9 protein-coding genes are annotated in these 18,212 nt (G+C 31.5%); 8 read left to right on the top strand and 1 reads right to left on the bottom strand.

Annotated elements, in window-relative coordinates; all coding sequences use genetic code 11:
• Position 1: 1 nt before the first annotated feature.
• The 8 genes from KDK92_RS02000 to KDK92_RS01965 all read left to right on the top strand — a co-directional run bounded on the left by KDK92_RS02000 (position 2) and on the right by KDK92_RS01965 (position 17,312).
• Complete coding sequence (locus KDK92_RS02000; RefSeq protein ID WP_250857361.1) at positions 2-367, top strand: DUF1667 domain-containing protein; 366 nt, start codon at positions 2-4, stop codon at positions 365-367.
• Between the two features lie 121 nt (positions 368-488).
• On the top strand, positions 489-1,316 hold the full coding sequence (locus tag KDK92_RS01995) for a hypothetical protein (protein ID WP_250857360.1): 828 nt from the start codon (positions 489-491) through the stop codon (positions 1,314-1,316).
• Positions 1,317-1,833: 517 nt separating this feature from the next.
• Entirely contained in the window at positions 1,834-2,178 is a 345-nt protein-coding gene (locus KDK92_RS01990; protein ID WP_250857359.1) for a hypothetical protein, read from the top strand.
• Positions 2,179-2,192: 14 nt separating this feature from the next.
• Positions 2,193-2,504 carry a hypothetical protein gene (locus tag KDK92_RS01985; RefSeq protein WP_250857358.1) on the top strand — a complete coding sequence of 104 codons (312 nt, stop codon included), beginning with the start codon at positions 2,193-2,195 and terminating at the stop codon, positions 2,502-2,504.
• A gap of 23 nt (positions 2,505-2,527) precedes the next feature.
• Entirely contained in the window at positions 2,528-2,863 is a 336-nt protein-coding gene (locus KDK92_RS01980; RefSeq protein ID WP_250857357.1) for a hypothetical protein, read from the top strand.
• A 342-nt stretch (positions 2,864-3,205) separates the two neighbouring features.
• Positions 3,206-3,802, top strand: a complete 597-nt coding sequence (locus KDK92_RS01975; RefSeq protein ID WP_250857356.1) for a TetR/AcrR family transcriptional regulator — start codon at positions 3,206-3,208, stop codon at positions 3,800-3,802.
• Positions 3,803-4,397: 595 nt separating this feature from the next.
• Positions 4,398-10,628 carry an immunoglobulin-like domain-containing protein gene (locus KDK92_RS01970; protein WP_250857355.1) on the top strand — a complete coding sequence of 2,077 codons (6,231 nt, stop codon included), beginning with the start codon at positions 4,398-4,400 and terminating at the stop codon, positions 10,626-10,628.
• A 15-nt stretch (positions 10,629-10,643) separates the two neighbouring features.
• Complete coding sequence (locus KDK92_RS01965; protein ID WP_250857354.1) at positions 10,644-17,312, top strand: InlB B-repeat-containing protein; 6,669 nt, start codon at positions 10,644-10,646, stop codon at positions 17,310-17,312.
• Positions 17,313-17,551: 239 nt separating this feature from the next.
• On the opposite strand, the gene KDK92_RS01960 is transcribed toward KDK92_RS01965, so the two are convergent.
• Complete coding sequence (locus tag KDK92_RS01960) at positions 17,552-18,211, bottom strand: 3-oxoacid CoA-transferase subunit B (RefSeq protein ID WP_250857353.1); 660 nt, start codon at positions 18,209-18,211, stop codon at positions 17,552-17,554.
• Between the last annotated feature and the right edge of the window lies 1 nt (position 18,212).

Here is an 18,212-nt window from a genome sequence, read left to right as displayed (position 1 = left end):
TATGAATAAACAAGACTTAGTATGTATCGTGTGCCCAATGGGATGCAGGATGACTATTGAGAAGGATGATAGCAACGAGTTAGGATATAAAGTTGAAGGAAACACATGTAAAAGAGGAATGACTTATGCTATAAAAGAGGTGACAAATCCAACTAGAGTTATTACTACTACAGTGACTATAGAGGATTTTTATCTTAAAAGGTTACCTGTTAGAACTGATGGGGAAGTCCCAAAGAAGATGATAATTGATTGTATGATGGAGATAAATAAAACTAAGGTGAAAACTCCAATAACAGTAGGGGATATCATAATTGAAGATTTACATGGAACAGGTGTTAATGTTATAGCATCTAGAAGTGCAAAATAGAAACAAGCTCATGAGAAAAAGTTGTTAGATCTCATGAGCTTGTTTATTGTCTAATTTATAAGTTTATATAGAAAATATACCATAATATTAGAAATTATGTAATCATTGGGGTATAATCAAATTGAATAATAAAGGAGAAAAATTTGGGGGAGGAATTGGAATGGAAACAAAAGGGTTAGGAAGAGAAGAAATTTTAATAAATATAGTAGAGGTATTAAAACCTTTAGAGTATGTTTATGGAATGTGGCAGTGTGGATCAGCAGCATTTAACCGTGTTGATCAATGGTCAGATATTGATGTGGTGGTTGATGTGGAAGATGATAAGGTGAAGGAGATATTTAAATATACTGATAAAGCATTACAAGCATTATCACCAATAGAACATAGTTTTGAATGTACTCAAAGTATGTCACCAGGAGGGTATCAGAAGGTTTATAAATTAGAAAACACTAGTGAATTTCTGGTAATAGAGATTTGTGCAGTAAAGCACAGTAGCAATACTAAATTTTTGCAGAAAGAAATACATGGAGATGTTTGTGTACACTTTGATAAACAAAATGTAACTGATATTAAGCCAATTGATAAAGAAAAATTTGCTCAAAAACTTAAATCAAGAATAGAACAAATAGAAAGTGTATTTAATATTTATCAATTTCTTGTAAAAAAAGAGTTGAATAGAAAAAATTATATTGAAGGAATTGCATTTTATCAAAATTTTTCTTTAAACCCTTTGCTTGAGGTTTTAAGAATTAAGTATAATCCATATAGATACAGTTTTAGAACAAGATATGTATATTATGATTTACCAGAAGATGTAGTTAAAAGGCTTCATGGCTTCTATTTTATAAAAGATGGAGAAGAGTTGGCTAGAAAACATGAAGAAACAATAAAGTGGTTTAAAGAAACAGTAGAGGATTTAAAGACTGGTAAATTTCAAGAACTTTTGTAGAATTTTTTGATATTTAAAATATAAAATTCTTAATACGGAAAACGGAGTGAGAATAATATTTTATGACTTTTTCATCAGACTCAAGGAGAAGAAGGAATTCTCTCCTTGAGTTTGTTTTTTGGTTGTAATCTATTAATGTTTTAAAGTGAAAAAAATCTTATTGAATAATTTATGGAAATATGATAAATTATTGGAGGAATATTTAGGCGTATGAAAATAAATAACAAGTCAAAGATGCGACGGATATTTTGCGAAATGTGAAGAGTTGGGTTCCACTGATAGTAGTTCTATCAGTGGGTTCCAAGGATGAATCAGTTCGCAAAATAGACTAGAATACAGAAAGAAATTTACCTTATGATTCTTGATATAGAAAATAGTGAAGGTTCAACACTTTTTCTATATCAAGATATAAATGATAATTTCTTTCTGTATAACTGACTAGTTATTTATTTGAATATGCTTTAATGAGAGATTCAACATTAATAGAATAAAAAAATAAAAAATTAGGAGTGGTAGTATGGAATTTTCATTCGCAAACATAATACTTTGTATTGAGGGGACGATACTAGTTTCATTAGCAGTGATTATCATGATTAAATTAAACAAACTATTAGGTATGACTTTAGACAGAAATTATCAGGATAAAAATGTAGTAAACATTATAGAAATGAAAGAAATGAACATACTGAATAAAAATGAATATGAAGAGTTATTACATAAATATAAGAAGATTAATTTAAAGACAAATTATATCTCACTAAAAGAAAATCTGAGGGAACTTAAGGATGAAGAAGTAATAGACAAGAATAAATATTTCAATGCAACTTTAGAACTAGAGAAAAAATTTGAAAAGAGTCTTTAGAGGGAGGTATAGTGATGGTTTTATTAATAGTAGGATTGGGAGTATTATGCATATTATTATTAATGGGAGTATATACTTTAAATAGAATAATATATTGTAATGAGAACAATAGCTATGTTAACGATACTATAAAATATTCTTATAAATTGTACAAGCTAGGCATCATCTCACGAAATGATGTGAGGCAGCTAATGTTTAGAAAAAAAGTGAATAGTCTTGAAAAGAAGAAAGATGAATTTATTTACACATTAGATGAACTAAAAGCAGAAGATATTATAAAAGAAGAGAAGTACCATGAGATTAGGAAACGGATAATAGAGATGTAATACATATAAATGGGGTGGGGAGTTTGCTTGGACTTATCATAATTTTTATTATTGTTGTGGGGTGTTTAGCACAGGATATTAATAAAAATACAAGAGCTATAAATAAAAATGTTATGTTAAAAATACTAGATGATGATGAAAATCTTAAAAATCTATATGCAATTGACGTGATGGGTATAGCCCATGGGAATATGGATAAGATAACAAGAAGGTATCAGAGAGCGATTGTATCAAAAAATTATGATAAGTATAAAGCTACAGCAGATAAACTATTTATTGAAAATATTATTACTAAAAAAGAATATGAACGTATGTGTAAGTCGTTGAGGTATAAGTTACCTATTGAGAATAAAAAATAAAGCAGACTGTTATAATATTTTGAATAATAGTATATTAGAAGAATTACTTGAAAAAAATATGAGAAACGTAGGAACTTTAGAATTTACTCAATATGATAAAGAATTTTACCAAAAGATTTTAAATTAGATTAATATTATTAAATTATATTATTAGAGCAGGGAATGAAGTTTTCATTCCCTTTTAGTTGTTATATTCATTGTCATATCTATTCAATGAATTTCTTGAATAAACGTGTGATATTATGGTAAGATATTTATTGAAAATATAATTTAACTTACTATGAATTGCACATATTACACATGGAAAGTTATATGATTTATATGGAAATATAGGAGATTAATATGGCAGATAAAAAATTAACTAAAAGAAAAATTCAAGCAATAAATACTAAAAATAAAATATATGAAAAAGCTGTTGAATTAATAAAAAAAGAAGGATTTGATAATATAAGCATCAGTCAAATATGTAAAGAGGCAGATGTGTCAGTAGGGGCTTTTTACCACCATTTTAAAACAAAAGAAAATATTATTATAGAAAATTATAAAAAAGATGATGAAGGGTATGAACAGTTAATTGATAAATTAAAGGTTTTTAACTCTTTAGATAAAATTGTGGAAATTTCAAGTTACTGGGGTAAATGGTCAGAAGAATATGAAATTGATCTTGTCTCTCATGTTTATAAAAGTCTAATTAATATAGAAAACGAGTATTTCATTTCAGAAGAACGTCCAATGTTCATAGTATTAAAAAATATTATTATAGAAGGTCAGGAAAAAAAGGAAATATGCAGTGATATTGAACCTGAAGATATTACGAGAAGTATAGTAATATTTGGTAGAGGAATTATATATGATTGGTGTTTACATAAAGGAGATTATGATTTAGAAAAAGAAATAAGAACAAGGATGAGAATGTTTGTTAAAAGTTTCCAAGTGTGAATAGATAGTGTGAGTAGATGTACAGTTTATTTAAGGAGTTAATTAAGATTTCTTAAATAAGCTATTTTTTTACTCAAATTCAGTTCAAATAATGTGTTTTTTTCTTATAATGAAGCGAATAAATATTGTTAATATTCTTCATTCTTCAGAACATCGAGCCTTATATTTAGTAAGAAAAGCTAATTTCACTATTTAAGTGAAATTAGCTTATTTTATTTCTCTACTATATTGTTAATTAAGTAAGCGTAGTTCATTATACTATTCACTAATAAAATTTGTTTTTTGTTATCCATAAATTATCTTCTCCAATAAACATATAGTTGTTCACATTTATTAAGTGATTTGTAATAAAAAAACGATAAATTATGTAAAAAGTGCAAAATAAGTGTTGTAATGTGCAAAGTTATGTGTAAATCACGTAAAAATAAAATAAAATTATGGCAAATTTACCCGCATTTACTAAGTAATTTGTGTTAAAATATAATCGGTGAATATAATCGGTGAATCTAATCGGTGAATCGTGTAAAAATGCAAAAGATATAAAAATATGGAAAGTGAGGTTTGACAAAAATTTAAATTATAAGGAGGAATAAAGATGAAAAAAAGACGCTTTTTCGCAGTAATGATACTTGCAATGTTTATTTTTCAATTGATGCCGTTTCAGGAATTTACCGGTTTTTTTGGTAATCAAATCATAATTCATGCTTCTCCAATTTCGGGTATGGAAGATAGAAATTTTATAAATATTGTGAAAAAAACTTCTTTAGTTCCAGCCGAAGCAGTGGGAGAGTTTTCAGCTGATACTTTTTTAGGATTTTATAGTAATAGCAATGGGGACAGACCTAAAAGGGGATGGAGATTGGTAGGAAGATTTGACTTTGGTAGTTTAGAATCAGATATTGCTGATTTAGCTAAGAAGGGAGACTTGCAATTTAGAGTTGGTGCTGAAGGTTGGGTAGATGGAAATGATACTGTCTATTGCTATGCAAAGAGTCTTGTGGTAAAGGATGGAAAACCATTGTTGGTTGAAGAAAGGAAAGACTTTGAATCTAGTAAAGGAATGAACTTTACGTATGATAGTGGTTGGCGCTCCTACTACAGTAATTCACTGTATAATGAAATAGAGTTTTATGCAGATCATGATCGTCGAAATTATTCGCAAATAACGAAAATGAAACTTAAATTCCAAGATGTAGGGTCACCAGGACTTCAAAATATCGAAGTTAGTGGTGGTAAATACGGAATAGGGAAGAGTATTGATATTAAAATGCGTTTTGATGAACCTGTTAGAGTAGATACAAATACAGAAATTCCTATGAATGCAGATACAAGAGAAAAAGCAAAGTATCACGAGGGAAATGGTACAAAGGTTATCACCTTTAGATATGTAGTACAAAAGAATGATGTTGTGAAAGGGAACTCTCTCAACATAAGTGGCCAATTAAGTTCACATTTAAGTAAACTTGTACAGGATCTTTCAGGAAATAAACTTGATATTAATGACTGGAAAAGTGAATATGATATAAATTATAACTATGATTCTACATGTAGTCACTATTACAATGAATTAGAAACAAAAAGTGTACAACTAGACGGGATACGTCCAGAGGTGACCAATGTAACTACTTCAATCACAAGCCAAAAACAGGTAGAAGATAAGAAGTATATGAAGGCTGGGGATGCTCTTACTATAACAGTAACCACAGACGATATAGTTTTTGGTACAAATGGTTTTATAAATCTTAATAATGGTAAGAGAGCAACCTACAAATCTGGTAGTGGAACTAAGACTATTACATATGAGTACATAGTTCAAGCAGGAGACAATAATACTAATCATTTATCATATAGTGGTTTTGTAAATAATTTAGACATCAAAGATGACTATGGGAACCATGTTGCAGTACAAAATGGCATCAATGTATCACTTTCATACAATGACAATGCAATTTGTGTCGACACTACAAAACCAAGGGTTAACTTCCTGCCTAATGGAAATACAACTTATGAAAAGGCACAAACTGCCAAAATTCAAGTTGTTGAAACAGGTTCAGGACTTAAAGGCGATTTGCTAAAGGCTATTTGGACTGACTCTAATCAGTATCCAACAAACTGGGATAGTGCACAAGTCTTACCATACAGTAATCCAGAAGTTTCATATGCAAATGATACAGGAGACTGGTATGTGCATGTAGCTATGGAGGATAGAGCAGGAAATAAATCGGGAGCAATTACAAGCCCAGCTTTTAAGTTGGACAATAAAGTTCCTGAGTTCCAGATTCAACCAAATGGTAATGAGAAATACCTAGGAACATTAACTCCAAATGGAATAATTACTGATGAGCATTCTGGAGTCAACGACTCTACAGCGGAATATCAATGGCAGCATGAAAGTCAAAGTGATATTATGGATAATATGTGGAAAAAGTTTACAAATAGAAAAGGGGTCAGAACTCCTGAAGACCCTCAGCATGGAAAATATATATTACATCTTAGAGGTGAAGATATTGCTGGAAATAAATCTCAAGGAAAATCAGACAAGCCTTTTCATCTTGATAAATTAGGACCAGTTATATCTATGGTAGAAGATGAAAACATGGATTCTAAAAGGAAGCATGTAGTTAGAATTTTGGCAAATGATGAACATAGTGAAATGAAAAGAATGGCATATTACTGGAGTAAGAGTCCAGTTGCAAGGCCTTCTAGTGATACAAAATGGGTTGATACAGATTATTATGAAGTTTTAATAAAATCAAAGGATTGGCCAGAGAAAATGGGGGGTATATGGCATCTACATGTACTTGCTGTGGATGAATGGGATAATGAAACTACTGAATATATGTCCTTTAAAATAGACAATGCAGCTCCAGATATTGATTTTAAATATCCAGTAGTAATAACATCAGTAGTTAAAGAAGGAGAAGTAAAAGTTGATGTTAAAGATGACAACGATATAACAGGTATGTTTTATCAATGGACACAAAGTGAAACTGCACCTGATACAAATGATGCAAATTGGAGAACTTTTAACAGTGGAGACATACTAAAAAAGAGTAATGTTAATGGAGAATGGTATCTTCATATAAAGGCTAAGGATTACTTTAACAATGAAGTTATTGTTGCATCTAGAAGGATAGATGTAGACAACACCAAACCAAATACTGAAAACTACCATATTACATCAAACTATCATTTTAATAAACCAGTAGCAAACGTTGAGATAAAAACTAATGACTATGAAAAGGTCAAGTTTTATATTAAAGATACTGATGATAAAGTAGTGAAACATGGAACAATGGCTTCAGATACAGTAAATGTATTATTTAATTTGCCAAATACTGAAGGAGAGTATAAATACTACTTTAGCTTTGAAGATGAACTTGGCAATATGAGCGACAAGGTAGAAAAAACATTTACTTATGATGCAACACCACCTGAAGCAAAGCTGGGATTTAGTGAGTCGAATCTTACAAAAAATGATGTAATCGTTAGTCTGTCGGATGTAAGTGATAACTTTACAAGCTCCGATATTATTGAAACTCCAAAAGGAAATAAAAAGGTTTTTAGAGAAAATGGAAGGTACACCTTTAGAGTTGTGGATAAAGCGGGAAATGAGAAGGATATTACAGCAAATGTAGACTGGATAGATAAGTTAGCTCCAAATGTTGAAATAGTTCCCGTAATAGAAAATGCAGAAAATCTAATGTTGAGAACAGCAAGTCCTATTATAGCTACTAATAACAATAAAGCAGAGGTTATTGTTACAGATAATGTTACAAGGGCTGAAGATATTATAATATACTATCAATGGGGTCAGGATACCAATAGACCTTCAAGTGAAGATGAAAACTGGGTTTTAACAACTAATAATGCAATACTTACCAACCTTGATTCCCATGAAGGTATAAGTTACTTATATATTAAAGCAATAGATGGAGTCGGAAATGAATATATAGCTAGAAGTAGTGAATTTATAGTAGATAACTCTGTACCGATTCCTGAAATAACATATTCAACATCTGATAAAACCGCTAATGGTATAATTGCAAAAATAACATTTGACGAATTAGGGGTAAGAATTATAAAGCCTGAAAGTGGACTTAATTACCATGAGTTTAAAGAAAACGGAAGCTTTACCTTTGAGTTCGAAGATAGTGCGGGAAATAGAGGCGCAGCTAAGGCTACAGTAGAAAATATTGACCCTAGTTTACCAAAAGCTGAAGTGTCATTCTCTACAAAGGAATTGACAAATGAAAATGTTCAGATAACAATATCTACTGAAAAACTGCCAGGATACTATTTGGAAGAATTTAAATTTGACAATGGAATGAATGAAAGATTGATAAGTAAATTTGAAGAGATTGAAGTTAAAACTTCAAGTGAAAAAGAACTAGCACCAAACGAAGAAGAGAAAACTTCAAGTGAAAAAGAACTAGCACCAAACGAAGAAGAGAAAATTTCAAGTGAAGAAGAACTAGCACCAAACGAAGAAGAGAAAATTTCAAGTGAAGAAGAACTAGCACCAAGCGAAGAAGAGAAAACTTCAAGTGAAGAAGAACTAGCACCAAGCGAAGAAGAGAAAACTTCAAGTGAAAAAGAACTAGCACCAAACGAAGAAGAGAAAATTTCAAGTGAAGAAGAACTAGCACCAAGTGAAGAAGAGAAAACTTCAAGTGAAGAAGAACTAGCACCAAGTGAAGAAGAGAAAACTTCAAGTGAAGAAAAACTAGCACCAAGTGAAGAAGAGAAAACTTCAAGTGAAAAAGAACTAACGCCAAGTGAAGAAGAGAAAACTTCAAGTGAAGAAGCGGCAACAAATACTGAATTTAATGAAATAAACGGAGAAAGTATTGGTAACTCAAAGAAAATTATAAAAGCAATATATGAAGTATCCAATAATGGTAAAATCTCCTTTTTGCTTAGGGATGATGATGATACAACCGAAGATCAACCAGTAACAGTAGAAATCAATAATATCGTAAAAGCTATAGAGGGGGCAACTATAAAGTATAGCACTACTGCTTGGACAAAGGGACCTGTTATAGCAAAGCTGATAATAAATGATTTAATTTCAGTTGAAATTACAAATAACGATGGGAAAGACAAATATAAATTTACCGAGAACGGAGATTTTGAATTTACTTTTAAGGATGCAGTAGGAAACCAATCCACAGCCACTGCAAGGGTAAGAAATATTGATAAAGAAGCACCTACTGCAACGGCAGATTATAGCGAAACTGAAAAAACAAAGGAAAATGTAACAGTAACAATAACCCCAGAGGATAATAGTAAAGAAGAAGTTACTATACTAAACAATAATGGCTCAAACACTTACACATTTATTGAAAATGGAAGCTTTACCTTTAAACTTAGGGATAAAGCAGGAAATGAAAGTGATTATAGGGTAGAGGTCAACAATATAGATACTGAAAAACCTAAAGCATTTATTACCTATAATCCTACAGAATATACAAAGGATGATGTAGTAGCAACCATTAACTTTACAGATATTATTCAAGAACCTGTAACAATAACAAATAACCAAGGTAAAAAGGAATATACTTTTACTGAAAATGGAATCTTCACCTTCAATTTTGTAGATGGTGCAGGGAACCAGGGAAATCTTACTGCCATTGTTGACTGGATTGATAAAACAGCACCAGTAGGTGCTGTTCAGCCATCAGAAACAAAACCAACTAAAAATGATGTTTTACTAACTCTAATAACAGAGGAAGGAACAAGAATTTTAAACAATGAAGGCAAGAACACAATTCTTGCAACGAATAACGGAATATATACCTTTAAAATAGCTGACAAACTAGGTAATCATGTTGATATCACATATGAAGTAACAAATATAGATAGGCAGGCTCCAAATGCTAAAGTATATTATAATACTAAAGAATTAACTAACAAGGATGTGATTGCTACAGTTTCAGCTGATGAACCTATTGAGGTGCTTTATGGTGGGAGTAAAGACTATATATTCAAAGATAACGGTGAATTCACATTCAAGGTTGTAGATTTAGCAGGCAATGAGGCTGAGGCACATGCAAAGGTTTCAAACATTGATAAAAGGGCGCCAATAATAACAGTTTCGTACAGCACTAAGGAATTAACTAAGGAGGCTGTAAAAGTTACAATCAGTGGTGATGAAGAATTAAATATATTAAACAATAATGGGTCAAACAGCTTTAGTTTCACAAAGAACGGATACTACGGCTTTGTGGTAGAGGATTTAGCCGGTAATAGAGTTAGAACAAATGCACAAGTAAAGAATATAGATTTTATAGCTCCGACAATTGAGTTCGAAAATCCATACTTAATATATCTTCTAGGGGAAGAACCTAATATGAATGATTTTATAGCTTATGACGATAAGGACGGATTACTTACTAGTAAGGTATCTATTGATACCAATAAGCTAGATATGGATAAGGCAGGAGATTATGAGGTTATTTACAGAGTTTCTGATACAGCTGGTAATGAAACTGAAAAAAGGCGAAGTATCAAAGTTTTATCACCCACAGAGTTATTAGTGTATGTCAATGGTCAGATTAATGAAAAAAATGAATACATAATAGATGATAGCAAGATAGAGTTAAAGATGTTTGGAGTTATCGAAAATTATGAAATCAGACATAAATCAGGAGGAGAACTTCTAAGATCAGGAGATATGAAAATAGGCTGTGATTCAATTGAGGGTCAAGATAATTTAAGGGTGATATACTATGAATCTAATGAGATTGGATGGCAGACATTTTATATACAAGATCAAAATAGAAGAACAAGCAAAATAAACGTATTTTTCTTAAGAAGTAAATAATGGGTAGGTGAGAATATGTATAAAAAAATAAGTGTATTATTAAAAAGGTTTATTGCGTGTTTAATTGCTTTCACGATGATTTTAAATATTTTACCCCAAAATATACATGAAGTATTGGCGGTTGAAAATACAGAAAAACAAGTAGACAATGGGATAGTAAAATATATAGTAGACTCAGAAGGTAAGTTTACAATAAAGACAGTTGGAGGAAATCCTTTAAGAAAGCATGATAAAAATAAGTGGCTTCTTTTTCAAGATAAAAAACAAGATACATCATTTACTACTTTTAGAATAGATGGTGAAGATTATATATTTGGAGAGGGCTACAGTTTTAGCTTGTCTAAGCAGAGTTATATAGTAGGTAAAACAGAAATAATAGGGAAAACTACATTTACAAAATGGCAAGTTGGAAAAGTGCTTATAACGCAAAAGCTTGAACTAATTGAGGATAAAGAAAATCCTAATTACGGAAATGTTTTAGTACAGTATGCGGTAGAAAACCAATCAAATACAGATGTTGAAGTGGGTAGTCGGATACTCCTTGACACCATGATAGGAACAAATGATGGAGCAGCTGTAAAGGCTGGGGATAGGTTTATTGATACTGAAACTGAGTTTACTGACGATATACCAGAGGTATGGCGTTCAACGGATAATGAATTTTCACCTAAAATTATTGGTTATGGATTTGTAAAAGGGTGGGGAAATATATCTCCTGATAAGATGATTGTTGGACATTGGCAAGGTCTTTCAGAAACAACATGGGAATACACTGTAAATAATGATCTGAACTTTACGATAGAAAGTAATTATGGAAAAAAAGATACAGCAATAGCATTTTATTGGGAACCCAAACCATTGCCAGCAGGTGAAGTTAAATATATAGAAACGTATTACGGTATAGGTGAAATCCCAGAGAAGGAATACACATACGCTGCTCAGTTATCTTCTATATCTAAATTAAGTGTAAATGAAAATCAAGACGGTTATGAGGAAGAAGAATTTACAATAACGGCATATATAGAAAATAATCTGGCTAGTTCAGAGGAAGTGTATGATCTTACAGCTAAACTAGAATTTGAAGATGGGATAGAGTTAGTTGAAGGTGAAGTAAGTACAAAGACCAATAGAATATTAAAGAAAAATGAACAATATGCCTTTACTTGGAAGGTAAGAGCTACTCCACAAAGCATATATAAGATGATAAAATATAGGGTTGATATTTATGATAGAAGAAACATTAAAGAAGATGGCAAAGTAAATAGGGAAGAAATATATAGTACAAACAGATTTGTTTTAGTACCTAGTATTAATGGAACACCTCCAAAGATTCACTATAATACTGTAAGTCCAAGTAAAATGTATTATAGTGGAAAAAGATCTTTTACAATAAAAGGTGCAGGTTTTGAGATGTACAAGGATACAAATAAGTGGAAACTACTTCTCAAAAACGTATTAACAGGAGAGGAAACAAAAATACCATCTAGTCAAATTGCGGTCTTAGATGATACAAGTATTTTAGCCACACTTGAAGAGTCGATGTCTCCTGGGCAACAATCTATAATAATTGAAGATCAGAATGGAAAAAGAACTACCTTACCATTTAAGATCACTGTTACTAAAGATAAAAAGTATTTAACAAGAAACTATGGGATATTAGCTATAGTGAAGGATTTTTCATATGATGAGTATTTTAGAGAAGCAAATTATTTTTATAGAGTATTACCTTTAAAAGGAGAAGAACAATTAAACAAGCTTAAAGAATACTATGAAAAACTTTCAGATCAAGATGGACATGATGAAGAGAGAAAAGTTCTTCTTACTATAAAAGGTGATGTGAGAGAAGTTAGAGATAAAAAAGGACAACTATCAAAGTATTTAATTTACTCAGCCAATAAAAAAGCTGTTATTAATGATATTCTGACATACAGTTCATCTGTACCTTTAGTGGTATCGGACAATAAACAGCAGATACTTAATATTGATCCGGATTTTGATTTTGACTATGAATTTGATCCAATACCTAACTTTGATTTAATACCTAACTTTGATTTAGATATTGATTTGGATTTAGATATGGACGTAAACTTGGATATGCTGGGATTAGATTTTAAGTTACCTGAAGTAGATCTTAATCTTCCTAAGTTGAGTTTTAATTTAGATTTTAAGATGCCTGACATGGAGTGTGATATTGATTTTCCAAAAGTACCAGGTATTGATATTCCTAATTTTGGACCCAATATTAGGTTAGATCTGATAGAGGATACATATATATATATACAAGGTGCAGGGCTTTTAGGAGTAAATACAAGTAGTGGGTTTGATTTTTGGTTAGACCAGTTCTCTATAGCACTTAAGGATGGACAAAACTATACCCTTGAGGGTGATCGTGAAAATGCACCAGAGGAATTAGTTATGGTTAACCTAGAGGGGATAGGAGCATTTCTTAACATAATGCTATCAGGGTTACCGGTAGATATACACGAAGTTATTATTGCAAATCAAAATGATAAGGATATGTTGTCCTTTGGAGCAAATGTTGAATTACCATTCCTTGGAGGTGGAGATTTAGCTATAGATGCAAATGATGTGCTTTTTTCAAAGAAAGGTTATGAAGGTTTAAGGGCAGAAGGTAATATTCAAATGCCAGATTATGGCGCAGTAGAGGGTTCTAGAGCCAAAGTATCTATTGATACAATTAATGAGATTTATGGAATGGAAGGTGAAGCGCAGATAGGACTTATCCGAGCGGAAGTTAGATTTGAGATTGTAAAAGAAAATGAAAATGACACATGGTATTTAAATAAGCTTATACTAGCAGGAGGGGGAAGACCAGGTATACCTGTCGTGGCAGGTTCTGTATATATTACGAAGCTTGGAGGCGGAGTTGAAAACTTAGCTCAGCTTACTAATCCATATTATGGTGGTGCTGAAATATTTACAGTGGTAGTCCTAACAGATGTGAGTGTTATACCTAAATTTGATGGTGAGTTCGAAGGACGATTCAATAAAAGGATGATGAGAATAGATGGAGATTTAGACATTGCTAAAGTTCCAATATTCGACACTGCTTATATTGAGGGTTCTTGGGATACAGATGGAGATGAAGATTTTTATGTTCTTTGTGGAGGAACTATCGATATCGCTGATGGGTTAATTGTAGGTGATGGAGAAATTTACATATCAGATATAGAGTATGAAGGTAGAGGTTCAGTTAAATTTGTTGTGCCTAAAGAGGTGCCTTTTGTTGGAGGAAAAACTTTAGCAAGAGCAACAGCGGGGATAAATAATAAAAAGCTATGGGGTGCAGGTGAGATAAATGCTTTGGTAGCAAAAGTAAGAATAGCTGGTAAATATTACTGGGATGGCGGATTTGATGTAGACTTTTCAGTAAAAACGAAAAATCCGTTAGCTTATGGAGATGTCTATCCACTTATTTGTATGGACTCGAAAGCCGGAATATATGAAATGGAAGTAAAAGATGATAAAAATGACGGTACAATAGTTTATGGTACGAATATGAAGATGATAAATCCAAAAACTCGTTACAATATTTTTGATATTGATTCATATGATAATGTTGTAGCGTCCTTAGAAGACTTTCCTATTAGGTCAAGTGTTGCAACGGAGCCTGGAATAATAATGTCAGAGGATAGTAAGCAAATCACTATAAATCTTAATAATAAAAGTGATTATTTATTGGAAATTCCTTATGGAAGAAACCTACCAAGCTTAACGGTTACTAGGCCAGATGGAACAGAATTAGAGTTAAAGGAAGGTGACAATTATTACACTAGAATAGGGGAGAATGAAGTTGGACAATCTCAAAATTATATGGTTATAGGATTTACTGAAAAAATAGAAGGTAACTGGAATGTTATTTCAAATGAGATTATGGAACCCAAAATGGCTGAAGTTGAACCATTACCTGAACTAAAAAGTATAGACTTAAATGGAGATAAAGAATTTAAAGTTAGCGAAGAAATAATAGTTAACTGGGAAGGTGAGAATTATAAAGAGTTATCTAAAATAGATATTTACTTATCAGATAACAAGGAAAGTGTAGGTAGACTTCTAGTTGAAGATTGTGATCCGTCTTTCGGGACAAAAAATATTAATATTCCTGATGACGTTCAAACAGGAAACTACTATATTAATGTCGCACTATCAACAGAGGATAGCGCTTATAGTAATATATATTCAGAAAAAATTCATATTTTCAATGATAAGGCACCAGAGGCTGTAAAAACAGTGGAAGGTACTGCAAATGGAAATGGATATTTAAAGGCAACATGGGTGCCTAGTAATGAGGAAAACACAAAGGGCTATTATATAGAAGTATTTAATAGTGAAAATGAAATAATCGAAGAATTTGGCTCAGCTTATATTGAAGGGAAAAAGAGAGAAGCTGTTATTGGTGGAAAGTATACAGATAGTAATTCTGGTAAAATGCTTGGACTTGAAACGGGTAAAAGCTATAAAATTGGTATAACCCCTGTAGGAGAGGAAAATGGGAAACAATTCTATGGACCAACTACTTATAGTGAAGAAGTATTTTTACCTGAGCCGACACCTCCAAAAGTAAGTATAAAAATGGATAGTAAGCATAAATTCAAGAAATTTATTAATAGTCAAGATAAAGAGTCAATTGGAGTAACAGAGAGAAATATAACTATCAATGTTGAGGCAAATGAAGAAATTGAGGCTGAAGTATATATAAATTCAAAAAAATATATGGATGTAAGTGGAGAAAACTTTGATGTTAATTTCTTTCAATTAACAGATGGAGAACATATAGTTGATGTAGTTGCAAGGAATAAAAATAATGATATAGCTATAGAAAGATATAGGTTTAATATTGATACTAAACCTCCAATTTTGTTGTTAGATAGTCCGTTATCAAATGGAATTGTAGAAAATGGAATTGCTGTTGTAAAAGGAACAACTGATGCAGGGGCAGAACTAACTATTAATGGAGAAAAGGTTAGTGTGGATGATAAAGGTAGATTTGAAAAGTCAATAAGAATCAAAAACCAATACAATGATATAATCAGTATTTTTGCTACAGATGCTGTAGGCAATGAAACAGCTTCTGAGATTCAAGTGATTAATGGCGATTTAAAGCCAATTACTAAAGTGTATTTATCACCAAACCTTGAGAAAATCTCAATAGGGGAAGTAGTTGATTTGAAACTTGTAGGTGTTCAAGAAAATGGAGAAAAGCTAAATGTTAATTCTGAAAGTGTTGATTGGCAACTTTTAGAAGGTGATGCGATTGCCTCAATTGATAGGAATGGTAGGTTAATGGTACAGCAAGAGGGCGATATTGTTGTACTTGCGTCATATAAAATAACTGAAGATTATTCTTTCCAAGATGCTTTGTTAATGAAAGGTGTTTATAGGAATAATATTATTGAAGTAACAAGTGAATATGGAATAGTAACCAGGGAGCCGAATAGAAAAGGGTATGAGCTTGGAGAAGAAGTAGTGCTTACAGCAACTCCAAAAGAGGGCTATGAGTTTGCGAGGTGGACTGGAGATATAACAGGAAGTAATCCCACTATAAACGTTACGGTAGATGGAGATATGAATATAGTAGCTAATTATCAAAAAATAAGAAATGGATATCATAACACAGATAAATCTCGAGATAAAGATGAGATAAATTCTCCTAAGCATAGTACGTGGCGATCAATAAATAAAAATAAAGCTATTGATGAACTTTCAGCACTTAAGCTTAATGTGTCTAGAACTGAAAATACAAACAGTAAAATTAAGGATAAAGTTATAGTTAGCAACAAAGATTTTGGTGATATTAGAAAAGAACTAAAAGATAAGCGTGTTAAATTTGCAGTAATTCAACTAGAAAACGATAGTATTGATGAAGCTGACGAAATAGAAGTAAATTTAACAAGTGGATTTTTAAATAAACTAAGCGATAATAAAATTGGTTTAAAAGTTAAGACAGATAAAATTGATATTAGAATTCCTAGGAAAACTATTATTAACTCAAAAGAAAAAGATATTAAAATTCAGATGCGTGAAGCGAATAAAAAAGAAATTAAAGATGCTAATGAGTTAACAGACAAACTAGATAAAGGAGCAAAATTAGTTGCAAAACCTTTAGTATTTGAAACAAATTATTCTGGAAAGACAGAAGTAACATTACCTATTGAAGATATGGAAATACCAAAAGAAGAAACAAAACGTGAGGAGTTTTTAAAGTCTTTAATGGTACTTGTAGAAGATAGTGAGGGCAAAAATAAATTTGAACGTGGTGAATTACAATATGATAAAGAAGGAAATATTACTGGAATATCTGTTTGGGTTGAGAAATTTAACAAATTCTCAATAGTTCAAAGAAAGAACCTTTTAAATGCTTTTGATGGAAAAGAATCAAAATTTGATTATGAAGTAAAGGCAAATAAAACATGGACTGTTAAATTCAATAAAAAAGTTGAAAGTAATGATACAGATAGAGGGATTGTAATTCTTGATAAAAATGGTGAGATTTTTAATTGTGAGATAAAAGTGAATGAAGATTATGTTGAAGTTGTACCATTATCACAGTACACTCCAGGTGAAAGTTATAGTTTAATTATATATGATAGTGTTTCTTCTTTGGAAGATGAAACAATTTCAGAATCTTTATCTATTAAATTTAAAATATTACAAAACCCTTAATCCAGTATAAAAGTAAAAAATTATAGAGCATTTATTGTTAGGAGTAAAATCTTATTGTTCATTCAACAATAGAATTTTACTCCTTTCATTTAGCTAAGGTACAAGAAACATTGTATAAAAACTACAACATTATATCTAAAAGGTGAAATGAGTGGAAATATCTTGTTTTAAAGACCAACAAAATGGAGAGTTCTGAACCAAGTCAGAACTCTCCATCATTCACAATCATTTAAGTGTGTTTATATTTCCATTTTCTTCACATCATCAGCCACAATTAAATCAGCACCAGTAGCTGCTTTAATATCTTCAATTGTTGCTTCAGGACCAATCTCTCTAAGAATAAGTCCATCTGAAGTAACTTCAATAACAGCCATCTCTGTGATAATAAGGTTAACTTGATTAGCTGCTGTAAGTGGAAGTGTACACTCTTTAAGAATCTTGTGGTTTCCTTTTTGAGTGTGCTCCATAGCTATTATAACTTTTTTTGCTCCAACAACAAGATCCATAGCACCACCCATACCAGGAACCATTTTCCCAGGTATCATCCAGTTTGCTAGATTTCCTTTTGCGTCAACCTGAAGTGCTCCAAGAACAGTTGCGTCAACATGGCCACCTCTAATTATTGTAAATGATTCTGCACTATTAAAGAATGCTCCACCAGGAAGTATAGTAACGGGTTGAGCACCTGCATTTGCAATATCCTTATCTTCTTTTCCTTCCTCTGGTGCAGGACCAAGTCCTACAAAACCATTCTCAGATTGAAGAAGAACATCAATATCATCTGGAAGATAATTGGCAACAAGAGTAGGTAATCCTATACCAAGATTAACAACATCGCCATCATTAAATTCTTTTGCAACTCTTTTAGCTATTAATTCTCTTATTTGACCTTTATCCATA

This window comes from Oceanirhabdus seepicola (assembly GCF_023684385.1).
Lineage (GTDB): Bacteria > Bacillota > Clostridia > Clostridiales > Clostridiaceae > Oceanirhabdus > Oceanirhabdus seepicola.
This window is presented reverse-complemented; position numbering and strand designations above follow the sequence as displayed.